The sequence below is a fragment of the Burkholderia sp. MBR-1 genome, assembly GCF_013822785.1.
In the GTDB taxonomy this organism is placed as follows: Bacteria; Pseudomonadota; Gammaproteobacteria; order Burkholderiales; family Burkholderiaceae; genus Burkholderia; species Burkholderia vietnamiensis.
This window is the reverse complement of the sequence record NZ_CP053612.1, coordinates 221,282-247,842: the sequence shown is the minus strand read 5'-3', so window position 1 is coordinate 247,842 and position 26,561 is coordinate 221,282. Positions and strand designations below refer to the sequence as shown.

Genomic DNA, 26,561 nt, shown 5'->3' with positions numbered 1-26,561 from the left:
CCCACCCGTGCCACGTGTAACTGGCCTAGACCAAAGGTCAAGCTGTCGTCGCAATTTGTCGCGACTGGGTGACGCCGCGCGCCTGGAATCCGCACTTCCTGTGTCGGCGGAGAAATCGCGCCAACGTTGCCCGGTTACGCGTCCGTCCTGTCCACATTTTGCAAACGAGGCATTCCGCCAGCCATCCTACAGGATGGCATCCATCCTTCGGCGCGGGAGTTCTCACACCAAATAGCGGAAATATCGAAATGTGCGGCGGATAGTGTTCACCTGTCGGGAGTCGTATGTCGGACTTGATCACAAACCCAGGGATGTCAGTCGGATATTGATAGGTACGCATGAGACTGTCGCTCCATTGATCGGCTACTGGTGCCACTCGCACGCTGCAATCTCTTTTCCGTGAGAGCAAAAGCGTGCCCATCGAGACACCTTCATTTTCAGTTCCGGAGTGGCCTCAGGCGTGTACCGCACCTCGCGCCAGATCTCTTCGCGACACCAATCATCGACGCGGCAGTGCAGATCGGTTGCCACGCGCAGGTCACCGCGCGGTTGCCCAAGTACGCCGGCGTGATCATTCGAAAAGCTGTTCGGCGGTAGTCACGCGATCATCACGCACACCTGTCGAGGCTCGTCGGCGAGGTCGCGCGGTACATCCACGATCGGGTCATTCACGCCTTCGAGAGAGCCGCACTCCGCGGCCAGTAAACCGTGCCACCGGACTTTGCAGTCTTGCCGGGAACGCGGACAACGTACGACACATGATCGCGCGCAGCGCCGACACCCGCACCGCGGAAAAGCCGCTCAAATCTGTCGCGGTTTGGTCGACTACCGGCCGGCACGACTTCCTCGATCGAACCAGTCTTCACGGTTCTGTATCCGCCGGACTGACTCGTCCAGGTCACCATGTCACCTACTTTGAACTCCGCTTCCATCGATGATCGCCCCTCAAAAATCGCAGGTGGAGTAGGTCAGCGATGCGACTTGACGTCGAATGACCATTATCCGAGTTCACCCGCGATAAGCAGCTTCCGCACCGGTGCTCTGGTGCTTTTTGGTTACGCTATCGCCGTCACCTGCGATGTGAATCGACTTGCCCGCGGATTCGGCGATCGCCGGCATCCCAAGCCGACTCGAGTTCTCGGCATGAACTGCAGACGCCAAGACCGGCCCCACGGTCGACCCGGCGCCAGTGGCACGGAGCCCCCTCCATCTCATCAATACATGCATTGCTGTCCGTGCACCCGCAGGCGATGCACGTCGCTTCACGTGGCTGCGTCAATTTCCGGACTTTCGAATTCGCCATGATGGCTCTGCCTCTCAGATCCCCGATGAACACCTAGTCTTCTATACCTCAACGAAATTCAGAAATGAAATCGACTCTCTCGGGGCGGAGCGGTGGAACGGCCATCGCGGTTCTCCCTTCCGTCATGGACAGGACTGCCGTCTTGGATACCGCGGAGCCGATCCACTGGATCTGCCGTCGCTCCGCGCAAGGTGGCTGGTTCCCTAGCAGACGATCGCTATTCTTCGCATCGGACGGGGGCTGTTGAAATCATCCGATGTGAGTTCGACATTCAATGTTGCGAGGTCGGCGACATAGAGGGTGCAGATTTCTCGCGGTAGCGCTCCGGGCCACGTCCTTTCGTCTCGATGGCCGGCCCGAACTTGCCGCGACAGGACCAGAACTCGGGCCGTGCCGGTCGGCGGAGCGCCGCTAGGCCATTTGCCGGGTCGCGGTGTCAGCGATATCGTGACAAGCCACGAATTGCCTGTCCGTCGGTGAATACGCCCTTCTCGACAGTTTCCTTCGGCATACTAATAATGGCGTTGCATACACTGGACGCAAGAAAAACGGTGCAGGTGGCAATCCGCAGCTCAAAGAAGGTTGGAGGAATGACATTCCACGCGATCACCGCGGCAATCATCACGGCAACAATGCCCGCCGCGTACATCCAGATCCGCTCTTGTCTGAAAATCGGTAGGTAAGCGAAGTCCACGCGCCCGCCGAGGGGAAGTATGCAAAGGACGATTCGCTTGCGAGAAATTCTCGGGTTCGCGAAGCGGTAAATCGGGATGCAGGATCCGAGGCGTAATCTAACGATCGGCACACCGAGTCGCATCCCCACGAACGCGTGTCCGCCTTCATGAATCAAAGCTTCTGCGTAGAGAGTAACGTAGAGTACTAGAGCGAGCCTGGCTGATTTCCACCATGGGTAGATATCCAACCGGTCGACGATGCAGGCCTCGGCGAATAGGATGACAAGCGCCACTGAGCTGCAGAAAATTTGTCGTTTCGTCATGTCGTTCCTACCCGATGACACTTAGGTCAACGGCGGCAGCTTGTAGCCGCGGCGCGTACACTCAGCAACGAGCGCATTGTGAATGGCAACCGGCATCGAATCCCTCGCACCAGCGGGAAATGTTGCTATACGTCGATCGACGATGGCGGTCATCTGCTCTAATGAATCACTCTTCAAACACGCGTCAAACAGCGCTGCCGTGCGACGTTGATGGATGCGATCTGCGTCGAGGATGCCCGCTACGTACCACGCGCGGTCGTTGTCGGGCAGCATAGAGTAATTGCCCGCTGTGATGAACTGCGGGACGCTACCATCGATCGGCGGCGCCGCGGCGGTGTTCGCGGTGACGGTGGGTGCAAGCAGGAGAGTCGTGAAGGTCTCTGAACGCATGCCGTTTCTCCACTTCTTTGAGAGAGATTTGTGGAAGGCTCCTTGTCGATTCTAACCCAGGCCACGCCTACGAAAATCGGTTGGTCCCAGAGACGAAGCCTGTGAAATTTCGCAATCTGGCCGCATAAAAAGAAAAATCCCGCCGGCGCACACCCTTTGAGAGGGGCATGCACACGGCGGGCACGTTGTAGCTTGTAGATCACATGCTTGGAGACAGCGCAACGGCAACAGGCGCCTTAGAGTGAGCTTCCATGTAACGTTCGACCCATTCTCCACGCTTCGACGGTTGGAAGTCCATGTCGATCTGATGGTTCCGCTTGACCCATTCCTTGACCACTTCGATGTCCGGGAAGGCCTTGCGTCGGCCGAGAGCGACTTCAGCGATGTAGCGCGCGCGGGTTACGAAGTCGACATTGTCTCCATCGATCGTCCTGAACGAGATTTCTTGGCCGAGACCATCCAGACACGCGGCGATTTCCGCGAGTGCTGAGCGGAGGCTTGCATTGGCCAGACGGATGTTACCGAGTCGTGCCGAGAACTCCTGATCGGACTGTGCTTCCTGGTCGTTCTCCAGCTGTTTCCATTGAGCGAAACCGTATTGCACCTTCAGATCTTCCGCATGAGCGTTTGCCCGTTCAATCTGGGCAGAGTCCACACGAAGCCGGTTGTTCAGTGCAACTGCTTCCTTTTCGATTGCCGCTCCGGTCATTGGATGAACGGCACCGCCCTCCAACTGTCGAGTGGCTTCGGCTACGAGAGCTGGATTCAGACCCATGCGCTCACCGACGAGAACCATGACCGCGTTCGCATCGCCATGCGTCATCGGCTTGACCGGCAGTTTCCCAGCCCCCACACCATGCTCACGCCTCCGGCGAATAAGGCTATCATCGTCCTTGTACGGGGGGAGTTGCGGTTCACCTGCCGCGCCCGCTGCCCACGTTGGAAATCGATCGATCTCGACGAAGTCGAATGCGTGCGGGTCGGTGTGTACGTTGTTCTCGACGAACAATGCTTTGGCGAGATCTCCTTTCTCGTCCGAGTTCGCGTCCCGCCAACTTTCGTAGCCCCTGACCTGCGCGGCGACCAGCATGTTGTTCGCCACGTCGACGAGGACGCGACACTTAACCTCCATCCGCCCGTCCTCGTTCCACGACCAGGTGTGATCCCACTCGCCAACGAATATGCGTGCCTTCGGAAGTTGGTCGCCGCCTGTCCCCGACCGTTTCGGATCTACATCCGGTACACGTTGATAATTTGATGCAGGAAATTCGCCCAAGACACTCTTTGCCGCCTCAACTGCCTTAATTCCCCGAGTCCCGAGTGGCGTGTACTCCACCGCCTGCACCAGATCAGCGGTGGCCTTGACAAGGTGGGTGACGTGACTGGCAAGTTCTTCGCGGCTGACTTCGTATGCCTTCCCGACAGCGGCACCCATATCGAGCGCGTCGAAGATCGTGTGCTCACTATCGACAAACGTCGGCGGCACCGTAATTTCGAGAAAGCGCGTGATCGGTGATTCCGGCAGTTTCCCGTCCTCCGAAATAATCTCATTGGGTTCTGAAATGCAATTGTTGTGGCCCGCCCATTCCCTGGCCGTCGTCAACGCAGCATCCAACAGAGCCCGCTCGAGAGGCGCCGGATTGTCGAAATCCGCTCCGGCCGGAGCGAAGAACACCAGGTCACGGCCCTTGATCAACGATACACGATGCCGCTCCTCTTTCACGACGCCCCACCCGTTGATCCGCTCGGAAATTGCATCGGACCGTAAGCGATCGAATAACGACGCCCTTGTGTAGAAATCGCTGCACTCTGATGCTACGTGTCCACGTGGACAGCTGGCATCAGAGTGTATGAGTGAAAAACAAGACTTGCGTAGCCGACTGGTTGTTGGCCGAAAACGAGATGGCCGTCGAGAATACGACGATGCTGCCCGCGACGAGTTGGTGCAACTTTGTCTGCAGCCTGGTGTGTCGATAGCGCGAACGGCAATGGAGCACGATCTAAATCCAAATCTGCTGCGCAGCTGGGTCGCCCGCCATCAAAAGATACAGGCCCAGATCGAGCACGATCGGGTAGCTCGGTCGCCTGCAATTTCCGACGGCGTCACAATCGATATTCCCAATACATCACCAGCATTCGTGCCAATCGCGTCGATTTCCGCATTGCCGCCAGCACTCCCGCCTGATCCACCACCTTTGGAGAAATCGATGGCGCTCTCCTTGCATGTGCGCCTGTCCAATGGTGTCGAATTCGATCTTGGCGAGGCGGGCGTCGATGAACTGGCCACGGTGATCCAGATGCTGGGGAGGCTGCCTTGTTCCGGTTCGACGAAGGGCTGAAGGTCTACCTGCATCGCGACCCGGTCGACTTCCGAATGGGCATCAACGGACTGTCGATTCTGGTCGAACAGGCGATGCGTCTGAACCCGATGACCTCGGCGCTGTTCGTGTTCGGCAATCGCCGTCGTGATCGCATCAAGATCCTTGGCTGGGGTGGCAACGGCTTCTGGTTGCTGCTCAAACGACTCGAAGCCGACCGCTTCATCTGGCCGAACGGAGGAGACACAATCACGCTCAGCGCCGAACAGTTGCACTGGCTGCTCGACGGCATTGACCTGGCCGTGATCCAGAAGCATCCCCAGCGATATTACGCGCGGATGAGCTGAACACCACGCAGGTGGCATGGTCTAATCGGCCATGCCGAATAGACCCGTCATGTTGAGCGCGGAGGAGTACGAAGCGCTGATTGCCGCGAGCGCCGAACGCGATGCGCTGCGTGGTGAGCTTCGACTCGTGACGGCCCAGCGCGATCTGGCCGAAGAGAAGCTGCGGGCCTACAAGCACGAACTGTTCGGCGCCTCTAGCGAGGCGCGCCATGCCGACCAACTCGGCTTGTTCAACGAAGCTGAAGCATTGGCCACCACTACCAATGCGCCCGCGCGCGAGGACGCGCCCGGCACGTCTGTCGCCGCCCACACGCGAGGCAAGCGCGGACGCAAACCACTCGATCCGAACTTGCCGCGCGAGGTCGTGCGGCACGAACTACCCGAGTCTGAACGATTCTGCGCGCACGACGGCTATGCCCTCGTGGAGATCGGCGTCGAGACGAGCGAACAGCTTGACGTGATCCCCGAGCAGGTCCGCGTCGTTCAGCACCAGCGTGTCAAGTACGCGTGCCCGTGCTGTGATCTCGGCATCAAGGTCACGCCGGCGCCAGCGCGTATCATCCCGCGCGGGTTGCTCACGGAATCCGCGCTAGCGTGGATCATCACTGGCAAGTACCAGTATGGTATGCCACTGTATCGCCAAACCTCGCTGCTGCGTCGCTTCGGCGGCGACATCTCGTCGAACACGCTGGCCGCCAGCGTGGTGCGGGTGGGACTGGCCACGCAGCCGGTGATCAACCTGATGCGCGACGCGCTGCTCGAATCGGACCTGATCTACGGCGACGAGACAACGTTCCAAGTGCTGAAGGAGCCAGGACGCAGGCCGCAGGCGAAGAGTTACCTGTGGGCGCAGGTCAACGGCTCGGGGCCGCCAGTACGGATGTTCTCGTACTCGCCGGGGCGCGGCGCCCAGCACGCGCAGAAGCTCTATGCTGGCGTGCACCCTGGCACCGTGCTGATGACTGATGGGTACGAGCTCTACAACGGAATCGCCCACGATCACCAGCTCGTGCATCTCGGATGCTGGGCACACGTGCGCCGCGGCTTCATCAAGGCCGAGGAGTCGGTGCCGAAGGCTGCACGCTCGCCGGATCTGCTGGCCACGCGCTTCGTCGTGCTGATCGGCAAGCTGTTCGCGGCCGAGGCGCGCAGCGCGAAGTGGAAACCCGAATGTCGGCGGCGACTGCGTGCGCGATACAGCACCCGCGTGCTCGGCATCATCGAGCGCATGCTGGTCGAGCATCTACCGGGCGTCGTGCCGTCGAGTCTGCTCGGCAAGGCATTGCAGTATCTAAGCGGACAGTGGCCCAAACTGGTTCGCTACGTCGAAAACGGTACCTGGCCGATCTCGAACAACCTGTGCGAGAACGCGATCCGACCGTTCGTCGTCGGACGCAAGGGCTGGCTGTTCTCCGATACGGTAGCCGGCGCACAGGCCAGCGCCAATCTCTACTCACTGGTCGAGACCTGCAAGGCGAATGGCATCGACCCATACCGCTATCTCGTCTGGCTGTTTGCTAATCTGCCGCACGCTTCAACCGCTGACTGAACCGCCCCGGGTTTCGCGGAGGCTCCAACTCTTGAGAGAATGTGAGCCATGAGCAAGAACAACGCGAACAAGTTTTCCCCGGAAGTGCGCGAGCGCGCAGTGCGCCTGGTGCAGGAGTCTCGCAGCGAGTATCCATCGTTGTGGGTGGCGGTCGAGTCGATCGCGCCCAAGATCGGCTGCTCGGCTCAGACGCTGCTGACCTGGGTCAAGCGGCATGAAGTCGACAGCGGGCAGCGCGAAGGCATGACCACCAGCGAGCGCGAACGGATCAAGGAGCTGGAGCGGGAGAACCGCGAGCTTCGCCGTGCCAACGACATCCTGCGCACGGCCAGCGCTTTTTTCGCGCAGGCGGAGCTCGACCGCAAGCTGAAGTCGTAAACACCTACATCGACCGGCACCGGGAGGTCTACGGGGTCGAGCCGATCTGCAAGGTGTTGCAGGTTGCCCCGTCGGCCTATCGGCGCCACGCCGCGCGTCTGCGCGAACCGTCGCGGCGCAGCGACCGTGCCCGGCGTGACGAACATCTGAAGCCACAAGTCCATCGGGTCTGGCAGGAGAACCATCGCGTGTATGGCGCTGACAAGGTCTGGCGGCAACTGAACCGCGAAGGCGTGGCGGTGGCTCGTTGCACGGTCGAGCGCTTGATGCGCGTCCAGGGCCTGCAAGGCGTGCGGCGTGGCAAGCGGCTGCGCACCACCGTCGCCGACGATGCTGCCGTGCGGCCGCTGGATCGCGTCAACCGGCAGTTCCGGGCGGATCGGCCAAACCAGCTCTGGGTCTCGGACTTCACCTACGTCTCGACCTGGCAGGGCTGGCTGTACGTGGCCTTCGTCATCGACGTCTACGCCCGGCGCATCGTCGGCTGGCGCGTGAGCAAGTCCATGACCACGGACTTCGTGCTCGATGCGCTGGAGCAGGCGTTGTACGCCCGGCAGCCCGGCAATGACGGTTCTCTGACCCATCACTCCGACAGGGGATCGCAATACGTCAGCATCCGCTATAGCGAACGGCTGGCCGAAGCCGGTATCGAGCCCTCGGTCGGCAGCCGTGGCGACAGCTACGACAACGCCTTGGCCGAGACGATCAACGGTCTGTACAAAGCCGAACTGATCCATCGTCGTGCGCCCTGGAAAAACCGGGAATCCGTCGAGCTGGCCACCCTGGAGTGGGTCGCCTGGTTCAACCATCAACGCCTGCACTCATCGATCGGCTATATCCCGCCCGCCGAGGCTGAGGCAAACTACTACAACCAACTTGGCAGAACCGCCGACGAGGCCGTTTTACTTTAACCAAACAGCCTCCGCGATACCCGGGGCGGTTCAGACAGCTACGCGGCCCTGCTGCCTTGGGCGTCACCATACAATAACCAACCGACTGGCGAGCCACCGAGTACGAGCCCTTAGCAGTGAACGATGGTCACGCGAGGCCAGCGATTGCGATACTGCTTCTCTTGTACCCGCTGCCGATACGTCGCGACACTGACTCGCTCGGGATTCCGACGAACCACCATGGCGAACAAATCATCCAGCCCATACGGTGCAAGAACCTTGATCGTGTCATCAGGAAGTAGAGTCTACCCGACTGCGGTTGCATACTCTGGCCACGACGCGACGGCGGCCTCCAGCGACTTCAATGGTGGCACGGCGTAACCAAAAGCCGCCTCGAACCAGGTATGAACGGCGGCTTGATTGGTGACCTCCCATGGCAATTGGGGGTGCATCCTGCTTAGATGAGACTGAAACGTTGCGTCGCGCTCTGCAGAAAGATCAGCGCCATCAAAGTACGCAACATCGACGTCACGCAATGCTGACGATGTCTCCAATCCATGCAAAGAGTCCCAGACGAGGTTCCGTACGGCACCAGCACCAATGCACCAGGAGGGTAGATTCAGGGACCGGACTGCAACCAGTGCAGGCCAAAACCATGAAGACTCTCGCGCAAGGGCAACGAGGTGTGCTTCGAAATCAGTTGATGGCATGGGCGAAGAGTCCGCTGGGTAGAGGCGACGATCTGCCGCTGAGCAAACTCGCCGCTCACGGCAAGTCGATCTTAACCGAGTGTGACGCAGATGGAGGAGAGAGGCGTCCTTTACCGACCGCTTACATCGGACCAACCTTTCATTGCAGCCTTGTCACGGATCGCACCGCTTCGGAGATACGGGATGATCACCGGCGATCGCCCGCTCGTATGATTGGAGGCGGCGGAGCATTCCTCGATCCAGGTACCGGACTCCTTGCTTGTCACGTAGTTTCGTGAGTTTAGGTAATCCTCGTCGCCCTGTTCGTCTACAAGCACACCGACGATCTCTTCTGCGTATTCGCCGCGATTGAAATCGGCATGCAGGTTCACACTTCTCTCGGCTTTTGAGATGGCGTCCAACTGCGATGCTGCACTCGGCACGTCGATGGGCACTCGCACGACCGCATACAGGTGCACACGATAGGCCTTCTCTTTCGGTACGTTCACTTGCTGCATTCGCTTCACCTATGGATTTTGCGAGACACGCCCCTGACGGGAAGCGTGTTCCCGCGGGTTGAGAGGCATTGCTCGAGGTGATGCGATCGAGTGACTGGAATGCGCAACACAAGATAGGTGAGGCGTGGATCGAAGGTACCGAAACCTCAAAAATTCCGTTCCCGTAGACCATCGGGTACCATCTCGTGATCTTTCACGCGAATCGTTGGCTCATCTTGACCAGCTCACTAGAAGAACTCCAGACGCAATTGCGCGACTTGAACGCGCGGCTCGCCGATGCGAAACGGGAAGAGAAGCGCGCGGCGCTAGACGCTATTCGTGAACACGTCGCGTTCTACGGGATCACTGAAGAGGAATTGCTCAGTGCCGCGGGCTTTCGGAAGCCCCACAAGGTGCGTACACCGGCCAAGTATTATGACCCGTCGTCGGGCAAGCAATGGTCCGGGCGCGGGCCACGCCCGAAATGGCTCGAGGGGAAGAACCTTGAGGATTATCTGATCGATAGGGTATCGAAGACTTGGTGGCCAGAATAGGACGCGCGGGCAGCGCGCTCGATGTTTCAGAGCCGATCGAGCGGGCCGTTTTAGTAGCTGCCACTCGATCGCCGCTGATCTGCGTTCTTGCCACACGTCACACGCTCTGACTTCCGAGTGGCATCACTGATGGGGTGGTACGTTCAAGCGGGCTTACGCATCGCCTCGACAACGCAGTACGCCCACTTCGCACCATAGTCCACCGAGCCGACGGCATAGCGTTCTCCGCTGACAACATCAGCCATCGTTGGAATGCGCAGACCGAATCTTTGCGCTTGATGCGTCGCTTCGCGAAATACAGCGTCGCGCTCCGCTGCTAACCACTCGTCGATGCTGCGTCCTTTGCGTTTGGTCGCCTCGGCTTGGAAAGCGTGGTAGATACTGCGTGCTGGTTCGTGGAGGGGTTCAAAGATGTCCCGCATGATGTGTCGTGCCCTATCGGTGTACGTGGCCAATATTACATCGTGTCGCCGCAAGTCAAGTCTAGTGGTCCGCTACACCGGAGGCGTCGCTCACCGATCGCTTGCCTCAGAACAGCGCTCCATCGCTTGGCGCGCCTTCGCTAACTCCGCGCCAAACCGGATCGTATCTATGGGCACGTCAATCCCATGGTGCCTCAGAACGGCCTCACGAAAGACACGCCATTCCTCCGCGCCAGCAGGCTCATGTGTGCAAAACAGGCATTGGTCCGCGCCGGCCAGCTGCTCGGTCACGGTTCGATGTACATCGATGCCAAAACGTTTGCTGAATCGGCCGACACATGATCCGTCGTGCCCCGTCACCCACACGGTGTCGCCGGCCGTCGACACATCGATACTGTAAAGTTGGTCCATTCGCTTTCCAATGTTCGGCTATCAGGCCGGTGCGATGGGAATGTTCCGTCCGACGAGTGTTGCCTACGGTTACGTTTCAACCACACCTGGGATCAAGACTGTCATCGAAGATGCACCAGTCCGAGGCCATAGGGTTGTGCTAGACCTTGGCGCGCCGAAAGGCCGATTCCTCGTCCTCCTATTTCGCCGTTCCGTTTTTGCAGTGATGGCACCACACTCCCTTGCTCGCGCTAGCAAGCGCCGGACGACCGCAGTGTGGACAAGGGATAGTGATCGCGCCGAGATTCACGATGACCTCACCTACCGAATTTCTCTGTACATTGCCGGGCCGCCAATCAGACCGACGGCTGTCAATGCCTTCCGCTCATAGTTACGCGGTTCCTTTCGCACTTCGTACCCCTCCTCATCGTGAGGGAGGCGCCGAATATGTTCGGCCACCGTCGCAACTTCATCACGTACGGCAGCAAGGTCACGCATGACTAGATCCGCGGGCAATTCGCGGAGGCACTCAAGCAGTGTTGCCATAGCCTATCTACGCCTTTTGAATATTGAAGTTCGCGGCAGCATATACCGCGTTGCAGTTCCAGACCTCGACGTCGTCTCGATAAAAATGAGCCCAGCCCGCTTTCACCTTGACTCGGGCGCTCGGGAAAACCGGGCTGTGTCCGTTCGCTGCCGCGGACAGCAGATTGCGCTCGCGACACGTCGCGAGATACTCGCCGTCAGGCAAAGCATCCTTGTTCATGAATGACCTCACTTCTCCGGCTTGCCGGATGTCGCCCGACCTGCCTTCGTGGGCACCATTAAGTGTTTCGGAGGCTGTCAGGAACATCGGGTGGAATTCCGATGCCGCAGTGCGTCAGATGACGCCAACTTCGACTGCGGCGGCAACCGCCTGGGCAAGCGCCTTATCCCTTTCGGTCGGCATGTTGACGGTCGGATTGCCGAGGTGCTTTCGCAAGTCAAAAGACACTGGACGGTGCCCCTCCCACCACGACAGGGCGGCCTGCAATACTTCCTGGTGGCGCTCCCGTTGAATTGCAATGTTGACTGCCATGGGATCGTTTCCTTCAAGAAAGATGCTAAACAATTTCTACTTTCTGTGAACCAGAATGGCCTCAGATTTTCTACACGATAATCCGAATAGACGTTTCAGCTTCGCACCCCACTCTGTTCGTATTTGTTGCGGAGTTCGAGTTTCCGCTTCTCCTTGCGACGTCGCTCTTGTCGCGATTCCTCGGTCGGAATGATGTCGCGCTTTACAGCCAGTGTCGCGTCGTAGCGCTCGATCTCCGCCACCAGCGTTATCAGTTCCTTCAGTTCTGCTTTAGCTGTTGTGAACATACCCTTTTCCTCTTTACGCGGCCGTCACCGCCGCAAGTTTCTTCCGCTCGCGGATACGCTTCGCTTGCGCCTTCTTGACCGCATCCTTGGCCGATTCGGCCTCAATTTGCCAGACTTCGCACTGCGCATAGTCCGGTGCGGTCGGCTTCCCGCCATAGCTCCACGAGCCATTCGGAAAGCGCACGACAGTCCACATTCGTGTCATTGCTTTTTTTCCAGGTTGTCGACTTCTGCAGTATTACTTGATCAGCTGCATCCCGGTGACCTTCGACGCCGCGACGTCGAAAGTTGCCGTGTACTCACATTCGGCAACGTGTCCGGAGCGCGCGATCAGACAGTCCGCAAAATCCGCTTTCGGAGAGGCAGCGAAGACGCGAAGGGCTTTTCGTACTGAACCGCCCCGGGTTTCGCGGAGGCTCCAACTCTTGAGAGAATGTGAGCCATGAGCAAGAACAACGCGAACAAGTTTTCCCCGGAAGTGCGCGAGCGCGCAGTGCGCCTGGTGCAGGAGTCTCGCAGCGAGTATCCATCGTTGTGGGTGGCGGTCGAGTCGATCGCGCCCAAGATCGGCTGCTCGGCTCAGACGCTGCTGACCTGGGTCAAGCGGCATGAAGTCGACAGCGGGCAGCGCGAAGGCATGACCACCAGCGAGCGCGAACGGATCAAGGAGCTGGAGCGGGAGAACCGCGAGCTTCGCCGTGCCAACGACATCCTGCGCACGGCCAGCGCTTTTTTCGCGCAGGCGGAGCTCGACCGCAAGCTGAAGTCGTAAACACCTACATCGACCGGCACCGGGAGGTCTACGGGGTCGAGCCGATCTGCAAGGTGTTGCAGGTTGCCCCGTCGGCCTATCGGCGCCACGCCGCGCGTCTGCGCGAACCGTCGCGGCGCAGCGACCGTGCCCGGCGTGACGAACATCTGAAGCCACAAGTCCATCGGGTCTGGCAGGAGAACCATCGCGTGTATGGCGCTGACAAGGTCTGGCGGCAACTGAACCGCGAAGGCGTGGCGGTGGCTCGTTGCACGGTCGAGCGCTTGATGCGCGTCCAGGGCCTGCAAGGCGTGCGGCGTGGCAAGCGGCTGCGCACCACCGTCGCCGACGATGCTGCCGTGCGGCCGCTGGATCGCGTCAACCGGCAGTTCCGGGCGGATCGGCCAAACCAGCTCTGGGTCTCGGACTTCACCTACGTCTCGACCTGGCAGGGCTGGCTGTACGTGGCCTTCGTCATCGACGTCTACGCCCGGCGCATCGTCGGCTGGCGCGTGAGCAAGTCCATGACCACGGACTTCGTGCTCGATGCGCTGGAGCAGGCGTTGTACGCCCGGCAGCCCGGCAATGACGGTTCTCTGACCCATCACTCCGACAGGGGATCGCAATACGTCAGCATCCGCTATAGCGAACGGCTGGCCGAAGCCGGTATCGAGCCCTCGGTCGGCAGCCGTGGCGACAGCTACGACAACGCCTTGGCCGAGACGATCAACGGTCTGTACAAAGCCGAACTGATCCATCGTCGTGCGCCCTGGAAAAACCGGGAATCCGTCGAGCTGGCCACCCTGGAGTGGGTCGCCTGGTTCAACCATCAACGCCTGCACTCATCGATCGGCTATATCCCGCCCGCCGAGGCTGAGGCAAACTACTACAACCAACTTGGCAGAACCGCCGACGAGGCCGTTTTACTTTAACCAAACAGCCTCCGCGATACCCGGGGCGGTTCATACCGTGTCCGCGGCTTCAACGACCAGTTCCTTGGTTGCGATCATCGAATCGATGATGTCCCTCATCTGATTGCGCTCGACGCCATAGCAACGCCCGAGGACCCATACGACTTCGATCAATGCGACTTGCGAAACGTATCCTGGACGATCGGCCGACAGAGAGTCCATTAGCGCCGTCGCTTTCTTCGACTGAACAGCGTCGTCTTGGGCAAAGTAGCGAACCAGCACATTCGTATCAAGGCCGATCATCGAGCGGACGCTCCCTGCTCCGCGATCGCTCGGTTCATGTCCTCAATCGATACTGGGGTCGTCGGCTTCTTCACGATACCCTTGAGCGACGTAAGCGAGCGCGTGGCCGGATAGATCTCATACCGACCGGTCGTTTCATTAAAGCTGAATTCGAGTCGGTCTCCCGATTCCAACCCAAGCTGATTACGTACATCGACGGGGATCGTAACTTGCCCCTTCGACGTGATAGTCGCTGTTGTCATGGCATACCTCCGATACTCCTTACTTTAAGGTAAGGAGGTCCAAAACGCAAGGGCACCCCCGATAGGAACCGGCACCTTTTTCCCATAACCGAGAGTTGCTGTAACCTGTTTCGATACCGTTGCCGACCGGGGAACGAGGGATGTGCTATTCCGCTAAGATCCAAGCCAACTACCGCGAGTACGTACGACTCTACGGCGCCGATGTGGACATCGATACATTTCGGCGCCTGTACGTCGCGCGCGCAGCATCCAGCGACATCAAGATCCCGAAGGCCGTCGACGCCGCGTTTTCCGGTTCCGTCGATGACGGGATCTCAGCCGCGATTGCCGAGTATCGGAGGCAGCGAGTGGTCAAGCTTGAGACAGATCTATTCGAGCAGCGCGCGCGGTTGGCGGCCGCTGAGAAGAAGCTGACCGAGAAGGTCACGAAAAAGGCGACCGAGGACGTCCGGATCGCAACCGACAAGATCACGGCCGCCACGCGCGGGCTCGACGATCTCCGCCGGCATGACCTGCAAGAGCGCGATTCGCGGATATTCCCCGGCTGGTATGCGCCTGTGCTGATCGAAATCGACGGCAAGCGCCTGGTCGTGCCGATGCGATATCGATGCCGCCTGCCAGGCTGGACCGAGGCGGACGAGAAGCAGAAGCCGGGAGTTTATAATGCCCGTTCGGACTCGCTCGGCACGGCCTGGCGCAAGGTTTTCGGCTTCACGCACGGCCTTTTGCTCGTCGACACGTTCTTCGAGAACGTGAAGTGCGACGGCCAGAACGTCGTGCTGCGCTTCGACCCGACGCCCCCACAACACATGCAGGTCGCCTGCCTGTGGACGCGTACCGAGATCCCGGGCGCCGACGACCTGTGGTCGTTCGCGGCGATCACCGACGACCCACCGCCGGAAGTGGCAGCCGCCGGACATGACCGATGCATCTGAATACTATTAGCCGTTAGACGATCGTAACTCGTTGATTGAATGTGGATTTTGACAACGAATAGTTTGCCGCGCGCCGGCCACGTTAATACGATTCAATAATCGTCAGCTATCCTCCGACTGAGTTTCCAGCCATTGTCAAATGCCACGATCCTGAAGTCCCTTCCGGGTATTCGATCCCTAATTCGCCGTTGGACGAGTTCGCTGCCGCTTCCGGCATGACGGAATCGTGTATCGCTACCTGGCTTCAGCCCTACCCGCCTGCCACACGCCAACCGCTTGGACTCCATGACACCGACTGCAAAGCTCGCCTTGCTCACGTTACCGCCCGTGCTGGCGGCCTGTTTCGGCGCCCTCGCGGCCGCTTGGCGAGCGCCGGGCCCGAAAACGTCGAGCGTGATCCAGCATTTCACGGGCGGCATCGTGTTCGCGGCCGCCGCGCTTGAACTGCTGCCCCAAGACCGTGCGCATGCGTTGATTCCGGTCGTCGTCGGTTTCGTGCTCGGGATCGCACTGATGCTCGCGATCAGCGAGCTATCCGGATCGATCGAAACGCGCTTCGAGACAGCGCGGCTGCCGGTGAGCCTGATCATCATCACCGCGATCGACCTCGTCGTTGACGGCCTGGTGCTCGGCATTGCCTTTTCCGCGAGCGACGAAAGCGGCATCATCCTGACCGTCGCACTGACGCTCGAGGTGTTGTTCCTCGCCCTTTCGGTCAGCGCGGCGCTGGCCGCGGCTGGCATCGGCCGCTTGCTGTCGATCGTCGTTCCGGTCGCGCTCGCGGCCCTGCTGAGCGTCGCGGCCGTTGTCGGCAATGCGGCGTTCGCCGGGCTGCCGGCGAATATCTATGCAGCGCTGCTGGGGCTGGGCACCGTCGCTCTGTTGTACCTCGTCACTGAGGAACTGCTGGTCGAAGCGCACGAAGTGCCCGAATCGCCGTTCGCGACGGCTTCGTTCTTCATCGGCTTCATCGTGTTCTTCCTGATCGAAGGATCGGTGAAAGTCGGATGAACCGGGCGTAACGGCGCGGCGGTTACCAGGTCGTCGCGCCAGTCGGATAGGTATCGACGATCCGCGTGCCGTTGACCGGCGTGACACCCTCGTCGCGTAACGCGGTCCAGAGATCGATTGCATGTTCGCGCGACTTGCGGCTGCCGTCGTCGGCCAGCACGTTCAGCGCGATCACTTCGTCGCGTGTGGTCAGCTGCAGTTGCTCCTTCAGCTTGCGTGACTGATGCGACGCGGTGCGAACGTCGCCGAGCATGATCCGCGTCTCCGCGACCGCCGAATCGTCTCCGGTATCGGCCGGCACGAACGTCAACCAGCCGTTGTCGACTTCGCATAGCCCGCGCGCAAACCTCGCGGTCCACGCGCCGGCTGGCACGACCGCGAATTCGCAAAGCATCCGCTCGTTCGCGCGGCTGCCGACGTCGTGGGCCGGCGCGTGCGACAGCGCACGTTCCGGCCAGCCTGCCGCCGTCGCGGCCGTCGACATCAGGCACGCCGCCAGCACGATTCCTTTCACGATATTTCGCATCGCCCCTCCTTTTCTTGAATCAACGATCAAAGCACCGCGAAGCGGTTGTCGTGCGCGTCGACCATCGGCATCTTCTCGCCACGATGAACGGTCGAGCGATGAACCTCCTGATTTCGCGCGACGGCGGCCGGACTCGCCGGATAGTCGTGATTCGGGCTCGGGATCACGCCGTCGTGGCGCGCACGCACGAGTTCCTGAAACACTTCCTGGCGGCTCTTCGGCTGCGCGGCCACGGCCTGCGAGAAGGCGGCAATCGACAGCGCGACGGCGGCAATGCCGATCAGCGGACGCGGAATGTTCATGGGGTGGGCTCCTTACTGGAATTCCGTGACAGGAGCCGTCACTTTGATCCCGCGGCGGTGCGGATGCGTGACCGCTTCATGACGCTTTCGTCACCGTCCGCGCATCTTGTACATCGCAGTACGAATCGAAATCACCGCATGTTTCCGCACGCATGACACCGCGATGACATTTTTCTCATTTGTCCATCACCTCCACGATCCGAACGCTTTCCAGAATCGCCACCGCAATCGCGATATTCCGGCCCGTCGCGACACAAGTTCGGCGCCGGCATCGAACGATGCACGAAACGATCACCTTCAACTTCAGGAACACACCATGAATAATCCGGTTCGACTCGTCATGATGTCGGGAGCGCTGCTGACGACCGCGCATGCTGCGCATGCCACGGAAGTGATGCTCTACGGCTTGTTCGATACTTCGCTTACGTATGTGTGGAATGCCGATGCGCAAGGCAAGAACCTCGTCGGCCTCGGTAACGGGAACCTGCTCGGCAACCGCTTCGGCGTGAAAGGCGCGGAGGATCTCGGCGGCGGGCTGAAGGCGATCTTCACGCTGGAAAACGGCTTCAACCCAAACACCGGCGCGCTCGGGCAAGGCAACCGGATGTTCGGCCGGCAGGCGTTCGTCGGGCTGGAAAGCGCGCGCTGGGGGACGCTGACGATCGGCCGCCAGTACGATGCGCTCGCCGATGTCGCATGGCCGATCACCGGCGATTTCTACTTCGGCAGCGTGTACGCGACGCCCGGCGACGTCGATAACTACGACACGTCGTCGCGCACCGACAACGCGGTGAAGTACACGTCACCCGTGGTCGGCGGCTTCCAGTTCGTCGGCATGTACGCGCTTGGCGGCGTAGCCGGCAAGAGCGGCGCCGGGCAAACCTGGTCGGCCGGCCTGTCGTACAGCAACGGCCCGTTCGACGCGGCAGGCGGCTACTACTACGCGGCCAACCGTTCATCGCTCGCCAATGGCATCCGGACCGGGTGGAACGGCACATCGGACGGCACATTCGACGGGTCGCTCGTCAACGGTGGCTATATCTCCGCGAAATCGATCGGCATCGCGCGCGGTGCGTTGCGCTACACCTTCGCGCCGTTCACGGTCGGCATCGACTACAGCAATGCGCAGTACAAGGCCGATGCGACGTCGGCCTTTCGCGGCACGCAGAAGTACGACACCGCGCGCGGATTCTTCAACTATCAGACAACAGCCAGCCTGCTCGTCGGCGTCGGTTACAGCTACACGAAGGCGCGCGGCGATACGAGCGCGACCTACCATCAGGTGTCCGCCGGCGCCGACTACGTGCTGTCAAAGCGCACCGATCTCTATGCAGTCGGCGCGTGGCAGCGCGCGAATGGCGAACAGCGCACGCTCGACGGCGGCACGCAGCCAGCGCAAGCGTCGATCGGTTCCTACGGCTACGGTGGTACGCGCACGCAGGGCATCATCAATCTCGGATTGCGCCACCGGTTCTGAATCACGGCGATCAACCATGCGGGCCGTGTGACGAAAATTTCATGTTCCGATCAACTTCGCGATGTGTCGTGGCGCTACGATCGGAACGGTGGCGGGCCCTGCCCGCTCCCATCCACGCAGCGGGTCGCTGCCACACGGCACGATCACGCATTGGGCCCGGACTCATCGAGTACCGGGCTTTTTTTTGGGCGTTCGACGATCACGGCCTGGAATTAGACTGCGGGAACAGGCATGGATGCGTCTTAACATGCATGTTCGGATTACCGCAGCGATGCCCGGCGTAGTCTACCTGCTCGCCCGGCATCAGATTGGCCGGTGCCGCCTTGCGGGCGGCGGCAGTGGTATCGGAACGAGTCGATACGCAGCCCGCGTACAACGGGACGGTCAGGGCTGCGATCAAGGCGAGGCGAATGGCGGGACGAGGCAATTTCCGGTCCGGAATGAAGGTCTGAACGACGCCGCCCGCGATCGATGCGGCTGTCGCGATCGGCACGAATGCCGCCGGCGCATCGGCCAACGGCGGGCTTCATGTTCCGCTTCCCGCTCATCGCATCCGTGACGCGAACATGACGATTGCGTCATATCGACCGAGTCCGTCCAGTACATCCCGCACCTCGCAATCTGACGCATTTTTCATCTCGCTATCACGATCACGCACGGCTGCTTTCGCATACTGGGTCCATGGTTCGCCACCCGGCGGCCCTGATCAAGGAGAGCACTCGATGAAAACGGCAAAACTCGCAGCACTGTTCGTCACCGCCACGCTGTCGCTCGGCATGGCCACGCAGGCCGCGTTCGCCCAAACGCAAACGCAGGGCAAGTCCCGCACGCAGGTGATCAACGAACTGAAGCAGGCACAGCACGACGGCATCGTGCCGATCAACAAGACGCAGTACCCGCCGACCGCCGAGGTCGTCGCGCGCAACAAGGAACTGCACGGGATTTCGGTCCATGGCGGCGAGAAGAAGCCGCAGACCGACAACCACGACGCCCTCGCCGCGAAGTAATGAACCGCAGCCACACCGCCGCCGGCGACGCGCCGCGCGAGGCCGCCTTGCGGCGAACGCGCGGGAGTGTCCGCCCGCGCTGTCAGGTGCTGATGGCGGCCGGCCGTCGCGGAAAGCGCAGCCAGAAGGTCGTGCGGCGGCCCGGCTCGCTGTCGACGCCGCATTCGCCGCCGTGATTGTCCATGATAGACCGGACGATCGCGAGGCCGAGCCCCGTGCCCGACGCCGAATTGTGGCGCGACGGATCGACGCGATAAAAACGCTCGAAAATCCGCCCGACGTGCTCCGCCGCGATGCCGGGCCCCGTATCCGACACGGCGATCGTCGTCGCACCGCCCTGCTCGACGCAATCGATCGTCACGACGCTGCCGCGCGGCGCATAGGTCAGCGCATTCGACAGCAGGTTGCTCAACGCGCGCTGGTACAGCGTCAGGTCCGCATCGACCCATGCGTGGCCGTCGACCTTCACGGTCACGCCTTCATCTTCCGCCAGCGGCTCGTAGTAGCCGGCCACCCGCTCCGCCTCCTCCGCCGCATTCAGGCGCCGCACATCGATCGACGTGCCGGCCTGTTCCGAACGCGCGAGAAACAGCATGTCCTCGATCATCCGCGACAGCCGCTGGTATTCGTCGATGCTTGACTCGATCACGCTCCGGTATTCGTCCGCGCTGCGCGGTTGCGACAGCACAACCTGCGCGGCCGCCTGCAGGTTCGTCAGCGGCGTGCGCATGTCGTGCGCGAGATTCGACGAGAACTGGCTCAGCCGCGTGAACGATTCGTTCAGCCGCGCGAGCATGCCGTTGAACGCATGCTCGAGCTCCTTCAGCTCGCCGGACGTATCGAGTTCCGGCAGCGGATGCGCGAGCCGGCTCGACGACATCTGCTCCGCGCGCGCCGCGAACCGCCGCAGCGGGCTCAGCCCGAGCGCGGCGATGCCGTATGCGATCGCGGCCGCAAGCACCACGCCGAACACCTCGATCACGACGATCGTATAGGCATGCGTGCGCAGCAGCAGCACGTCGGCGCTGCGATCGTACTGCACGGCGACGCGCACCACCGGCGCACCCGCGCCGGCGAGCGGCACGGTCGTCAGCAGATACTGGTGTCTTGCGCCGGGCGGGGCGATGCCGACCGGCACGCGCCCGGCGTTCGTCAACATCAGCGGCGCGTACGGACGGAAGCCGGGCGTGCCGACGAGGCGCGTACCGGCGGCATCGAAGATCGCGAGATCCATGTTCGGATGACCGTGCAACTGGTCGATCCAGATATCGGTGTTGCGCGCGACGTCGGCCGTCGTGCGCGCCTCGGCCAGGTGTGCGCCCAATGCGGCGGAAATACCGGCCATCTGCTCGGCTGCCGTCGTTTCGACACGGTTGCTCAGCGCTTCGTACAATGCGACGCCGCTCGACGCGAGGATCACCGACGTCGACAGGATGATCAGCGCGGTCAGCCGGCCGCGCAGCGTTCGCGGCAGCAGGCGCGCGATCATGCGGCCGCGCCGCCGCGCGCTTCGAGCACGTAGCCCATGCCGCGCACCGTGTGGATCAGCTTCGGTTCGTACGCGTCGTCGATCTTCGAGCGCAGCCGGCGGATCGCCGAATCGACGACGTTCGTGTCGCTGTTGAAGTTCATGTCCCATACCTGCGACGCGATCGTCGCGCGCGGCAGGATCTCCCCTTCGCGGCGCATCAGCAGCCACAGCAGCGCGAACTCCTTCGCGGTCAGCAGGATCGTGTCGCCCTGCCGCGTGGCCTTGCGGCGGGTCAGGTCCAGTTCGAGATCGGCCGCGCGCAGCGTGTTCGAATCGCGCGGCTGGCCGCGCCGCAGGATCGACTTGATGCGCGCGGTCAGCTCGACGAAGTCGAACGGCTTCGCGAGATAGTCGTCCGCGCCGAGCTCGAGCCCCTTCACGCGATCGCCGACGTCGTCACGGGCAGTGAGGAACAGCACGGGCGTCGATTTGCTGCGCCGCAGGTTCTGCAGCAGCGTCCAGCCGTCCTGCCCGGGCAGCGTCACGTCGAGCACGAGCAGGTCGTACTCCTCCGTTTCGGCCTGGTGCTGGCCCGTGATGCCGTCCTCGACCCAGTCGACAACGTAGCCGGCCTCGGTCAGGCCCTTGCGCAGATACGCGCCCGTCTTCGGTTCATCCTCGACAATCAGAATTCGCATCACGCATTACCCTTGAAAAAACCCAGCCGGCGCAGCACGCCCGCGCCGAAGCCGCCGCGCAACGCCGCGCGCCACGACACCGCATGGCTGACCCGGTACAGCACCGGCAGCACCAGCAGCGTCAGCGCCGTGGACGACAGGATACCGCCGATCACGACCGTCGCGAGCGGGCGCTGCACCTCGGCGCCGGTGCCGGTCGCGAACGCCATCGGCAGGAAGCCGAGCGACGCGACCAGCGCGGTCATCAGCACGGGCCGCAGCCGCGTGAGCGCGCCGTCGTGCACCGCGGCGTCGAGCGGCATGCCTTCGTCGCGCAGGTTGCGGATGAACGAGATCATCACGAGACCGTTGAGCACGGCCACGCCGGACAGCGCAATGAAGCCGACCGCCGCCGTGATCGACAGCGGAATCCCGCGCAGCCACAGCGACACGACGCCGCCGCTCAGCGCGAACGGAATGCCGGTAAACACCAGCAGCCCGTCCTTCACGTTGTTGAACATCACGAACAGCAGCACGAATACCATGAACAGCGCGAGCGGCACGACGAGCTTCAGGCGCTCGCTCGCACTTTGCAACTGCTCGAACTGCCCGCCCCACGACACCCAGTAGCCGGCCGGCACGCGCACGTCCTGCTGCAACTGCTCGCGCGCATCGGCGACGAACGAGCCGACGTCGCGGCCGCGCACGTTCGCGCTGACGACCACCCGCCGCTTGCCGTCCTCGCGGCTGATCTGGTTCGGGCCGGGCGCCACGTCGATCGTCGCGAGCTCCGCGAGCGGCACGTACGGCGCCGCCGCGAGCGGCGCGCTGGCGCCGGCGGCCGGCGCGGGCAGCGCGATCGGCAGCCGCTTGATCGCCTCGATGTCGGAGCGCAGTTCGTCGGGCAGCCGCACGACGATGTCGAAGCGGCGGTCGCCCTGGAACAGCGTGCCGGCCTTCTGCCCGCCGACGGCCGCGGCCACCGAGTCCTGCAGGTCGGCCACGCTCACGCCGTAGCGCGCGAGCTTGTCGCGGTCGAGGTTGACGGTCAGCACCGGCAGGCCCGTGGTCTGCTCGACCTTGACCTCCGACGCGCCCGGCACCTTCTGCAACGCGGCCGCGATCTGCTCGCCGGTCTGGTTCAGCACGGCCATGTCGTCGCCGAAGATCTTCACGGCGACATCGCTGCGCACGCCCGAAATCAGTTCGTTGAAGCGCAGCTGGATCGGCTGCGAGAACTCGTACGCGTTGCCAGGCAGCTCGGCGAGCGCTTCCTCGATCTCGCGCACGAGCTGGTCACGCGGCTTCTTCGGGTCGGGCCACGTGTCGGCGGGCTTCAGCATGATGTAGCCGTCCGACAGGTTCGGCGGCATCGGGTCGGCCGCGATCTCGGCCGTGCCGGTGCGCGCGAACACGCGCTCGATCTCGGGAAAGCGCGCCTTCAGCGTCTTCTCGATCGACTTCTGCATCTCGACCGATTGCGACAGGCTCGTGCCGGGAATCCGCAGCGCGGACACGGCCAGATCGCCCTCGTTCAGGCTCGGAATGAACTCGCTGCCGAGCCGCGTCGCGAGCCCGAGCGTGACCAGCACGATCGCGCCCGCCCCGATCATCACGCGCGCCGGGCGCGTCATGAACGCGGCGAGCACCGGTTCGTACGCACGCCGCGCCCAGCCCATCAACCGGTTCTCCTTCTCCTCGACCCGCTCGCCGATGAACAACGCGACGGCCGCGGGAATGAACGTGACGGTCAGCACCATCGCGGCGGCGAGCGCCATCACGACGGTGATCGCCATCGGATGGAACATCTTGCCTTCGACGCCGGTCAGCGCAAAGATCGGCAGGTACACGACCATGATGATCAGTTGCCCGAAGATCAGCGCGCGGCGCGCTTCCTGCGATGCGCCGAACACTTCGGCAAAGCGCTCGTCGCGCGTGAGCGGCCGGCCGGCTGCCGACTGCGCATGCGCAAGCCGCCGCACGCAGTTCTCGACGATCACCACCGCGCCGTCGACGATGATCCCGAAGTCGAGCGCGCCGAGGCTCATCAGGTTCGCGCTCACCTTCGCGTTGACCATGCCGGTGAAGGTCATCAGCATCGACAGCGGAATCACGAGCGCGGTGATCAGCGCCGCGCGGATGTTGCCGAGGAACAGGAACAGCACGGCGATCACGAGCACCGCGCCTTCGAGCAGGTTCTTCTTCACGGTGGCGACGGCCTTCTCGACCAGCACCGTGCGGTCGTACACCGGAATCGCCTTCACGCCGGCCGGCAGCGTGCGGTTCACGTCCTCCATCTTCGCGGCGACGGCCTTCGACACCGTCCGGCTGTTCTCGCCCATCAGCATGAAGACCGTGCCGAGCACGACTTCCTCGCCGTTCGACGTCGCGGCGCCGGTGCGCAGTTCGCGGCCGATGTCGACCACGCCGACGTCCTTCATCCGCACCGGCACGCCGCCGACGTTGGTCAGCACGATGTTCGCGATGTCGTCGACGGTGCGCGCCTGGCCCGGCACGCGCACCAGATACTGCTCGCCGCGCTTTTCGATGTAGCCGGCGCCGACGTTGTCGTTGTTGCGCTCGAGTGCGCGCACGACGTCGGCAAGCGTCAGCCCGTACGACATCAGCTTCGCCGGATTCGGCGCGACGCGGTATTCCTTCACGTAGCCGCCGATCGAGTTGACCTCGGTCACGCCGCGCACGTTGCGCAGTTGCGGTCGCACGACCCAGTCCTGCAGCTCGCGCAGGTCGGTCGCCGTATAGCGCGTGCCGTCGGGCTTGCGCGCGTTGGCGTCGGCCTCGACGGTCCACAGGTAGATCTCGCCGAGGCCGGTCGACGTCGGCCCCATCGCGGGCGCGATGCCGGCCGGCAGCTTGTCCTTCGCTTCCTGGATGCGCTCGTTGACGAGCTGCCGCGCGAAGTAGATGTCGGTGCCGTCCTTGAAGATCACGGTGACCTGCGACAGCCCGTAGCGCGAGATCGAGCGCGTCTGCTCCAGCCCCGGCAGCCCGGCCATCACGGTCTCGACCGGATAGGTGATGCGCTGCTCGGCCTCCAGCGGCGAGTAGCCGGGCGCGGACGTGTTGATCTGCACCTGCACGTTCGTGATGTCGGGCACCGCGTCGATCGGCAGCCGCTGGTAGCTGAATACGCCGAGCGCAGCCACGGCCGCGATCGCCAGCATCACCAGCCAGCGATGCGCAATTGCAAAGCGGATCAGGCGCTCAAACATGTCGGGATTCCTTGAAACGGGGCACGGTCGGCCGCACCGGACGGGCCGCGCGGCCGGTCACCCGGCCGACCGGAAAGCAGGCCGCATAGCGGGCCGCCAGTCGCGCCACGGCGCACGCGTATTGCTGCTCATTCATGTTCCGCGCTCCCCTTGCCGAGCTCCGCCTTCAGCACGAAGCTGTTCGACGCCGCGTATTCCTGGCCGGGCTTGAGCCCCTTGAGCACCTCGGTCGCCCGTTCGTCGCGCCGCCCCGTTTCGACGGCCTGCGCGACGAAGCCCTTCGGCGAGCGCACGAACACCGACGGCGCACCGTCGACGTCCTGCAACGCGTCGCTCGCGACCGCGAGCGGCACGCCCTGCCTGCCGGCGTCGACCGACACGTTGACGAACATTCCCGGGCGCCACACGCGATCCGGGTTCGGCAGCACGACGCGCGCCGGCGCGGTGCGCGTCTGCTCGCCGAGCAGCGACCCCACGTACGCGATCGGGCCGCTCGAACGCGATTCAAACGCGGTCGCGCTCACCGTGGCATCGCGACCGACGCGCACGTCGTTGAGCCGCTGCGCGGGCACCGCCATCTCGGCCCACACGGTCGACAGGTCAGAGATCACGAACATGCTCGCGTCGGCGGCAATCGCCTCGCCGGGCGTCGCATGCTTCTCGACGATCGTGCCCGCGAATGGCGCGCGCAGTTCATAACGGTTCAGCGCGCCCGCGCCGACCGGCGCATTCAGCGCGGCGAGCTTCTGCCGCGCGTTCTGCACGGCGATCTCGGCCTCGCGCAACTGCACCTGCGCCTGCTGGTAATCCTGCTCGGCAGAAATACGCTCCTGCCACAGCGTGCGTTCGCGTTCGTAGGTTGCGCGCGCACCCGACAGCCGGCGCTCGGCCGTCAGCAGCTCGCTGCGGCGGTCGGCCAGATCGGTGCTCGCGATCACGGCGAGCACCTGCCCTTTCGCGACGTTCTGGCCGAGCGACACCGACACCTGCTCGACGATGCCGGCCACGCGCGGCACGACGTGCGCGGTGCGATCCTCGTTGAACTTGATTTCACCGGGAAGCTGGAACGGCGTCGCGATCTGCGCGGGGCCGGCTTTCGCGAGCGCGATCCTCGACGTCGCCAGTTGTGCGTCGGTCAGCGCGATCGCACCGTCGGCGCGCGCGAACGGGAACGACGCGGCGTCGTTGCCGGACTTCACGTCGATCGTCGCATCGAACACGTGCGGCTTCGCAATCGACTGCGCGGACACGAACTTTTGGCCGGCCGCGTCGAATCGCAACGGTTCGTGCGTGCGATCGTAGCGCACCAGCGTGCCGGACACGGTCACGCCCTGGGTCGCCGGCTTGTCGTCGACGAACGGATAGACGACGAGCCGCGCGTCGCCGGGCTTTTCCGTCATCACGATCTCGACCGACAGCTTGCCGCGCTTGAGCACGACACCGCCGCGCGCGCCGACGCCGGCGGCGTCGGTCGGCTGCGCGGTTTCGGCGGCGGTCGGCGCCGACGCGCCGCTGCCGCCCCGCGTGACGGCGAGCGCGCCAATCACGATCCCTGCGCCGCCGAGCACGGCCGCCGCAATAACGAAGATTCTGCTGCGTGACATGATGATCCTCCAGTAAGAGGCG

The 26,561-nt window shown here is 62.6% G+C and carries 29 protein-coding genes, 3 pseudogenes and 2 other annotated features; of the genes and pseudogenes, 10 read left to right on the top strand and 22 right to left on the bottom strand.

The features are described 5' to 3' along the window. Positions 1 to 1,739 precede the first annotated feature (1,739 nt). The 3 genes from MBR110_RS30835 to MBR110_RS30825 form a co-directional block, all read right to left on the bottom strand. On the bottom strand, positions 1,740 to 2,300 hold the full coding sequence (locus MBR110_RS30835) for a site-2 protease family protein (protein ID WP_181709825.1): 561 nt from the start codon (positions 2,298 to 2,300) through the stop codon (positions 1,740 to 1,742). Positions 2,301 to 2,321: 21 nt separating this feature from the next. Continuing rightward, on the bottom strand, positions 2,322 to 2,690 hold the full coding sequence (locus tag MBR110_RS30830) for a hypothetical protein (RefSeq protein ID WP_181709824.1): 369 nt from the start codon (positions 2,688 to 2,690) through the stop codon (positions 2,322 to 2,324). A gap of 199 nt (positions 2,691 to 2,889) precedes the next feature. Further along, positions 2,890 to 4,413, bottom strand: a complete 1,524-nt coding sequence (locus tag MBR110_RS30825; RefSeq protein WP_181709823.1) for a hypothetical protein — start codon at positions 4,411 to 4,413, stop codon at positions 2,890 to 2,892. Positions 4,414 to 4,540: 127 nt separating this feature from the next. Between MBR110_RS30825 and MBR110_RS30820 the strand changes: the two genes are divergently transcribed. The 4 genes from MBR110_RS30820 to MBR110_RS30805 all read left to right on the top strand — a co-directional run bounded on the left by MBR110_RS30820 (position 4,541) and on the right by MBR110_RS30805 (position 8,193). After that, positions 4,541 to 5,029 (top strand): transposase, encoded by a 489-nt coding sequence (locus MBR110_RS30820; protein ID WP_111946431.1) that lies wholly within the window; start codon positions 4,541 to 4,543, stop codon positions 5,027 to 5,029. Continuing rightward, a complete protein-coding gene (gene tnpB / locus MBR110_RS30815) occupies positions 5,005 to 5,355 on the top strand; it encodes an IS66 family insertion sequence element accessory protein TnpB (protein ID WP_027810102.1) in 351 nt (116 codons plus the stop codon). Before MBR110_RS30820 ends, tnpB begins: the two co-directional genes overlap by 25 nt. Before the next feature lie 31 nt (positions 5,356 to 5,386). Next, positions 5,387 to 6,904: an IS66 family transposase gene (tnpC, locus tag MBR110_RS30810; RefSeq protein WP_181709822.1), complete on the top strand. Its 1,518-nt coding sequence runs from the start codon at positions 5,387 to 5,389 to the stop codon at positions 6,902 to 6,904. 48 nt (positions 6,905 to 6,952) lie between these two features. Then, positions 6,953 to 8,193, top strand: a protein-coding gene (locus MBR110_RS30805) for an IS3 family transposase (protein ID WP_157367621.1) whose coding sequence is annotated in 2 segments (ribosomal slippage) — positions 6,953 to 7,238 and positions 7,238 to 8,193 — 1,242 coding nt in all. Because the reading frame shifts where the segments join, the coding sequence is not laid out codon by codon here. Beyond that, positions 7,237 to 7,353, top strand: a sequence feature (AL1L pseudoknot). Its footprint overlaps the gene before it by 117 nt. Before the next feature lie 110 nt (positions 8,194 to 8,303). Here MBR110_RS30805 and MBR110_RS30800 read toward each other — a convergent pair. Then, positions 8,304 to 8,882 (bottom strand): annotated as a pseudogene (locus MBR110_RS30800) (nucleotidyltransferase family protein). A 110-nt stretch (positions 8,883 to 8,992) separates the two neighbouring features. Continuing rightward, positions 8,993 to 9,379, bottom strand: coding sequence for a hypothetical protein (locus MBR110_RS30795; protein WP_181709821.1), 387 nt, complete (start codon positions 9,377 to 9,379; stop codon positions 8,993 to 8,995). 215 nt (positions 9,380 to 9,594) lie between these two features. Here MBR110_RS30795 and MBR110_RS30790 point away from each other — a divergent pair, with 215 nt between their 5' ends. After that, a complete protein-coding gene (locus MBR110_RS30790; RefSeq protein WP_181709820.1) occupies positions 9,595 to 9,912 on the top strand; it encodes an H-NS histone family protein in 318 nt (105 codons plus the stop codon). A 143-nt stretch (positions 9,913 to 10,055) separates the two neighbouring features. On the opposite strand, the gene MBR110_RS30785 is transcribed toward MBR110_RS30790, so the two are convergent. The 7 genes and pseudogenes from MBR110_RS30785 to MBR110_RS32455 form a co-directional block, all read right to left on the bottom strand. Then, a complete protein-coding gene (locus tag MBR110_RS30785) occupies positions 10,056 to 10,334 on the bottom strand; it encodes a hypothetical protein (RefSeq protein ID WP_181709819.1) in 279 nt (92 codons plus the stop codon). 90 nt (positions 10,335 to 10,424) lie between these two features. Further along, positions 10,425 to 10,745, bottom strand: a complete 321-nt coding sequence (locus MBR110_RS30780) for a hypothetical protein (RefSeq protein ID WP_258570024.1) — start codon at positions 10,743 to 10,745, stop codon at positions 10,425 to 10,427. A 532-nt stretch (positions 10,746 to 11,277) separates the two neighbouring features. Continuing rightward, positions 11,278 to 11,577 (bottom strand): hypothetical protein, encoded by a 300-nt coding sequence (locus tag MBR110_RS30775; RefSeq protein WP_309486127.1) that lies wholly within the window; start codon positions 11,575 to 11,577, stop codon positions 11,278 to 11,280. Positions 11,578 to 11,604: 27 nt separating this feature from the next. Further along, positions 11,605 to 11,802 (bottom strand): hypothetical protein, encoded by a 198-nt coding sequence (locus MBR110_RS30770; protein ID WP_181709818.1) that lies wholly within the window; start codon positions 11,800 to 11,802, stop codon positions 11,605 to 11,607. Between the two features lie 95 nt (positions 11,803 to 11,897). Then, a complete protein-coding gene (locus tag MBR110_RS30765) occupies positions 11,898 to 12,089 on the bottom strand; it encodes a hypothetical protein (protein ID WP_181709817.1) in 192 nt (63 codons plus the stop codon). A gap of 13 nt (positions 12,090 to 12,102) precedes the next feature. Further along, complete coding sequence (locus MBR110_RS30760) at positions 12,103 to 12,285, bottom strand: hypothetical protein (RefSeq protein ID WP_258570023.1); 183 nt, start codon at positions 12,283 to 12,285, stop codon at positions 12,103 to 12,105. A 42-nt stretch (positions 12,286 to 12,327) separates the two neighbouring features. After that, positions 12,328 to 12,483 (bottom strand): annotated as a pseudogene (locus MBR110_RS32455) (VapC toxin family PIN domain ribonuclease); the annotation flags it as partial. Positions 12,484 to 12,531: 48 nt separating this feature from the next. Between MBR110_RS32455 and MBR110_RS30755 the strand changes: the two are divergent. Next, a protein-coding gene (locus MBR110_RS30755; protein WP_157367621.1) for an IS3 family transposase occupies positions 12,532 to 13,772 on the top strand; the annotation gives its coding sequence in 2 pieces (ribosomal slippage) (positions 12,532 to 12,817 and positions 12,817 to 13,772; 1,242 coding nt in all). Continuing rightward, positions 12,816 to 12,932, top strand: a sequence feature (AL1L pseudoknot). It overlaps the preceding gene by 117 nt. Positions 13,773 to 13,805: 33 nt before the next feature. On the opposite strand, the pseudogene MBR110_RS30750 reads toward MBR110_RS30755, so the two are convergent. Continuing rightward, positions 13,806 to 14,054: pseudogene (locus MBR110_RS30750) on the bottom strand (PIN domain-containing protein); the annotation flags it as partial. Beyond that, positions 14,051 to 14,296 (bottom strand): AbrB/MazE/SpoVT family DNA-binding domain-containing protein, encoded by a 246-nt coding sequence (locus MBR110_RS30745; RefSeq protein WP_181709815.1) that lies wholly within the window; start codon positions 14,294 to 14,296, stop codon positions 14,051 to 14,053. The pseudogene MBR110_RS30750 and the gene MBR110_RS30745, both read right to left, overlap by 4 nt. A gap of 140 nt (positions 14,297 to 14,436) precedes the next feature. Between MBR110_RS30745 and MBR110_RS30740 the strand changes: the two genes are divergently transcribed. Then, the gene (locus MBR110_RS30740) at positions 14,437 to 15,231 is read left to right on the top strand and encodes an SOS response-associated peptidase family protein (RefSeq protein ID WP_181709814.1); all 795 of its coding nucleotides are present in this window, start codon (positions 14,437 to 14,439) and stop codon (positions 15,229 to 15,231) included. A 285-nt stretch (positions 15,232 to 15,516) separates the two neighbouring features. Further along, positions 15,517 to 16,242 (top strand): ZIP family metal transporter, encoded by a 726-nt coding sequence (locus MBR110_RS30735; protein WP_012211002.1) that lies wholly within the window; start codon positions 15,517 to 15,519, stop codon positions 16,240 to 16,242. 22 nt (positions 16,243 to 16,264) lie between these two features. On the opposite strand, the gene MBR110_RS30730 is transcribed toward MBR110_RS30735, so the two are convergent. Beyond that, positions 16,265 to 16,768 (bottom strand): hypothetical protein, encoded by a 504-nt coding sequence (locus tag MBR110_RS30730; RefSeq protein ID WP_009693532.1) that lies wholly within the window; start codon positions 16,766 to 16,768, stop codon positions 16,265 to 16,267. A gap of 26 nt (positions 16,769 to 16,794) precedes the next feature. Further along, entirely contained in the window at positions 16,795 to 17,070 is a 276-nt protein-coding gene (locus MBR110_RS30725) for a DUF4148 domain-containing protein (protein ID WP_009693531.1), read from the bottom strand. Between the two features lie 316 nt (positions 17,071 to 17,386). Here MBR110_RS30725 and MBR110_RS30720 point away from each other — a divergent pair, with 316 nt between their 5' ends. Beyond that, the gene (locus MBR110_RS30720) at positions 17,387 to 18,547 is read left to right on the top strand and encodes a porin (RefSeq protein ID WP_012211001.1); all 1,161 of its coding nucleotides are present in this window, start codon (positions 17,387 to 17,389) and stop codon (positions 18,545 to 18,547) included. A gap of 199 nt (positions 18,548 to 18,746) precedes the next feature. On the opposite strand, the gene MBR110_RS30715 is transcribed toward MBR110_RS30720, so the two are convergent. Then, the gene (locus MBR110_RS30715; RefSeq protein ID WP_012211000.1) at positions 18,747 to 19,064 is read right to left on the bottom strand and encodes a hypothetical protein; all 318 of its coding nucleotides are present in this window, start codon (positions 19,062 to 19,064) and stop codon (positions 18,747 to 18,749) included. 205 nt (positions 19,065 to 19,269) lie between these two features. Here MBR110_RS30715 and MBR110_RS30710 point away from each other — a divergent pair, with 205 nt between their 5' ends. Next, complete coding sequence (locus MBR110_RS30710; RefSeq protein WP_009693528.1) at positions 19,270 to 19,554, top strand: DUF4148 domain-containing protein; 285 nt, start codon at positions 19,270 to 19,272, stop codon at positions 19,552 to 19,554. 82 nt (positions 19,555 to 19,636) lie between these two features. Here MBR110_RS30710 and MBR110_RS30705 read toward each other — a convergent pair whose 3' ends face one another. Genes MBR110_RS30705 through MBR110_RS30685 form a run of 5 tightly spaced genes read right to left on the bottom strand, consistent with a single transcriptional unit; the run spans position 19,637 to position 26,539 of the window. After that, positions 19,637 to 21,043, bottom strand: a complete 1,407-nt coding sequence (locus MBR110_RS30705; protein WP_012210999.1) for a heavy metal sensor histidine kinase — start codon at positions 21,041 to 21,043, stop codon at positions 19,637 to 19,639. Next, the gene (gene irlR, locus MBR110_RS30700; RefSeq protein WP_181709813.1) at positions 21,040 to 21,723 is read right to left on the bottom strand and encodes a heavy metal response regulator transcription factor IrlR; all 684 of its coding nucleotides are present in this window, start codon (positions 21,721 to 21,723) and stop codon (positions 21,040 to 21,042) included. The genes MBR110_RS30705 and irlR overlap by 4 nt, the downstream gene beginning before the upstream one ends. Then, positions 21,723 to 24,935, bottom strand: a complete 3,213-nt coding sequence (locus tag MBR110_RS30695; protein WP_012210997.1) for an efflux RND transporter permease subunit — start codon at positions 24,933 to 24,935, stop codon at positions 21,723 to 21,725. Before MBR110_RS30695 ends, irlR begins: the two co-directional genes overlap by 1 nt. Next, entirely contained in the window at positions 24,928 to 25,071 is a 144-nt protein-coding gene (locus MBR110_RS30690; protein WP_155295626.1) for a hypothetical protein, read from the bottom strand. Before MBR110_RS30690 ends, MBR110_RS30695 begins: the two co-directional genes overlap by 8 nt. Continuing rightward, positions 25,064 to 26,539 (bottom strand): efflux RND transporter periplasmic adaptor subunit, encoded by a 1,476-nt coding sequence (locus MBR110_RS30685; RefSeq protein WP_009693522.1) that lies wholly within the window; start codon positions 26,537 to 26,539, stop codon positions 25,064 to 25,066. Before MBR110_RS30685 ends, MBR110_RS30690 begins: the two co-directional genes overlap by 8 nt. Positions 26,540 to 26,561 lie beyond the last annotated feature (22 nt).

Bases quoted from the DNA above. Each gene is read 5' to 3' on its own strand.
- MBR110_RS30745 (WP_181709815.1), bottom strand. From the start codon at position 14,296: ATGACAACAGCGACTATCACGTCGAAGGGGCAAGTTACGATCCCCGTC.
- MBR110_RS30695 (WP_012210997.1), bottom strand. From the start codon at position 24,935: ATGTTTGAGCGCCTGATCCGCTTTGCAATTGCGCATCGCTGGCTGGTG.
- MBR110_RS30785 (WP_181709819.1), bottom strand. From the start codon at position 10,334: ATGCGGGACATCTTTGAACCCCTCCACGAACCAGCACGCAGTATCTAC.
- MBR110_RS30780 (WP_258570024.1), bottom strand. From the start codon at position 10,745: ATGGACCAACTTTACAGTATCGATGTGTCGACGGCCGGCGACACCGTG.
- MBR110_RS30685 (WP_009693522.1), bottom strand. From the start codon at position 26,539: ATGTCACGCAGCAGAATCTTCGTTATTGCGGCGGCCGTGCTCGGCGGC.
- MBR110_RS30770 (WP_181709818.1), bottom strand. From the start codon at position 11,802: ATGGCAGTCAACATTGCAATTCAACGGGAGCGCCACCAGGAAGTATTG.
- irlR (WP_181709813.1), bottom strand. From the start codon at position 21,723: ATGCGAATTCTGATTGTCGAGGATGAACCGAAGACGGGCGCGTATCTG.
- MBR110_RS30830 (WP_181709824.1), bottom strand. From the start codon at position 2,690: ATGCGTTCAGAGACCTTCACGACTCTCCTGCTTGCACCCACCGTCACC.
- MBR110_RS30760 (WP_258570023.1), bottom strand. From the start codon at position 12,285: ATGTGGACTGTCGTGCGCTTTCCGAATGGCTCGTGGAGCTATGGCGGG.
- tnpC (WP_181709822.1), top strand. From the start codon at position 5,387: ATGCCGAATAGACCCGTCATGTTGAGCGCGGAGGAGTACGAAGCGCTG.
- MBR110_RS30720 (WP_012211001.1), top strand. From the start codon at position 17,387: ATGAATAATCCGGTTCGACTCGTCATGATGTCGGGAGCGCTGCTGACG.
- MBR110_RS30820 (WP_111946431.1), top strand. From the start codon at position 4,541: ATGAGTGAAAAACAAGACTTGCGTAGCCGACTGGTTGTTGGCCGAAAA.
- MBR110_RS30795 (WP_181709821.1), bottom strand. From the start codon at position 9,379: ATGCAGCAAGTGAACGTACCGAAAGAGAAGGCCTATCGTGTGCACCTG.
- MBR110_RS30740 (WP_181709814.1), top strand. From the start codon at position 14,437: ATGTGCTATTCCGCTAAGATCCAAGCCAACTACCGCGAGTACGTACGA.
- MBR110_RS30835 (WP_181709825.1), bottom strand. From the start codon at position 2,300: ATGACGAAACGACAAATTTTCTGCAGCTCAGTGGCGCTTGTCATCCTA.
- MBR110_RS30730 (WP_009693532.1), bottom strand. From the start codon at position 16,768: ATGCGAAATATCGTGAAAGGAATCGTGCTGGCGGCGTGCCTGATGTCG.
- MBR110_RS30775 (WP_309486127.1), bottom strand. From the start codon at position 11,577: ATGTTCCTGACAGCCTCCGAAACACTTAATGGTGCCCACGAAGGCAGG.
- MBR110_RS30710 (WP_009693528.1), top strand. From the start codon at position 19,270: ATGAAAACGGCAAAACTCGCAGCACTGTTCGTCACCGCCACGCTGTCG.
- MBR110_RS30725 (WP_009693531.1), bottom strand. From the start codon at position 17,070: ATGAACATTCCGCGTCCGCTGATCGGCATTGCCGCCGTCGCGCTGTCG.
- MBR110_RS30690 (WP_155295626.1), bottom strand. From the start codon at position 25,071: ATGAATGAGCAGCAATACGCGTGCGCCGTGGCGCGACTGGCGGCCCGC.
- MBR110_RS30765 (WP_181709817.1), bottom strand. From the start codon at position 12,089: ATGTTCACAACAGCTAAAGCAGAACTGAAGGAACTGATAACGCTGGTG.
- MBR110_RS30735 (WP_012211002.1), top strand. From the start codon at position 15,517: ATGACACCGACTGCAAAGCTCGCCTTGCTCACGTTACCGCCCGTGCTG.
- MBR110_RS30705 (WP_012210999.1), bottom strand. From the start codon at position 21,043: ATGATCGCGCGCCTGCTGCCGCGAACGCTGCGCGGCCGGCTGACCGCG.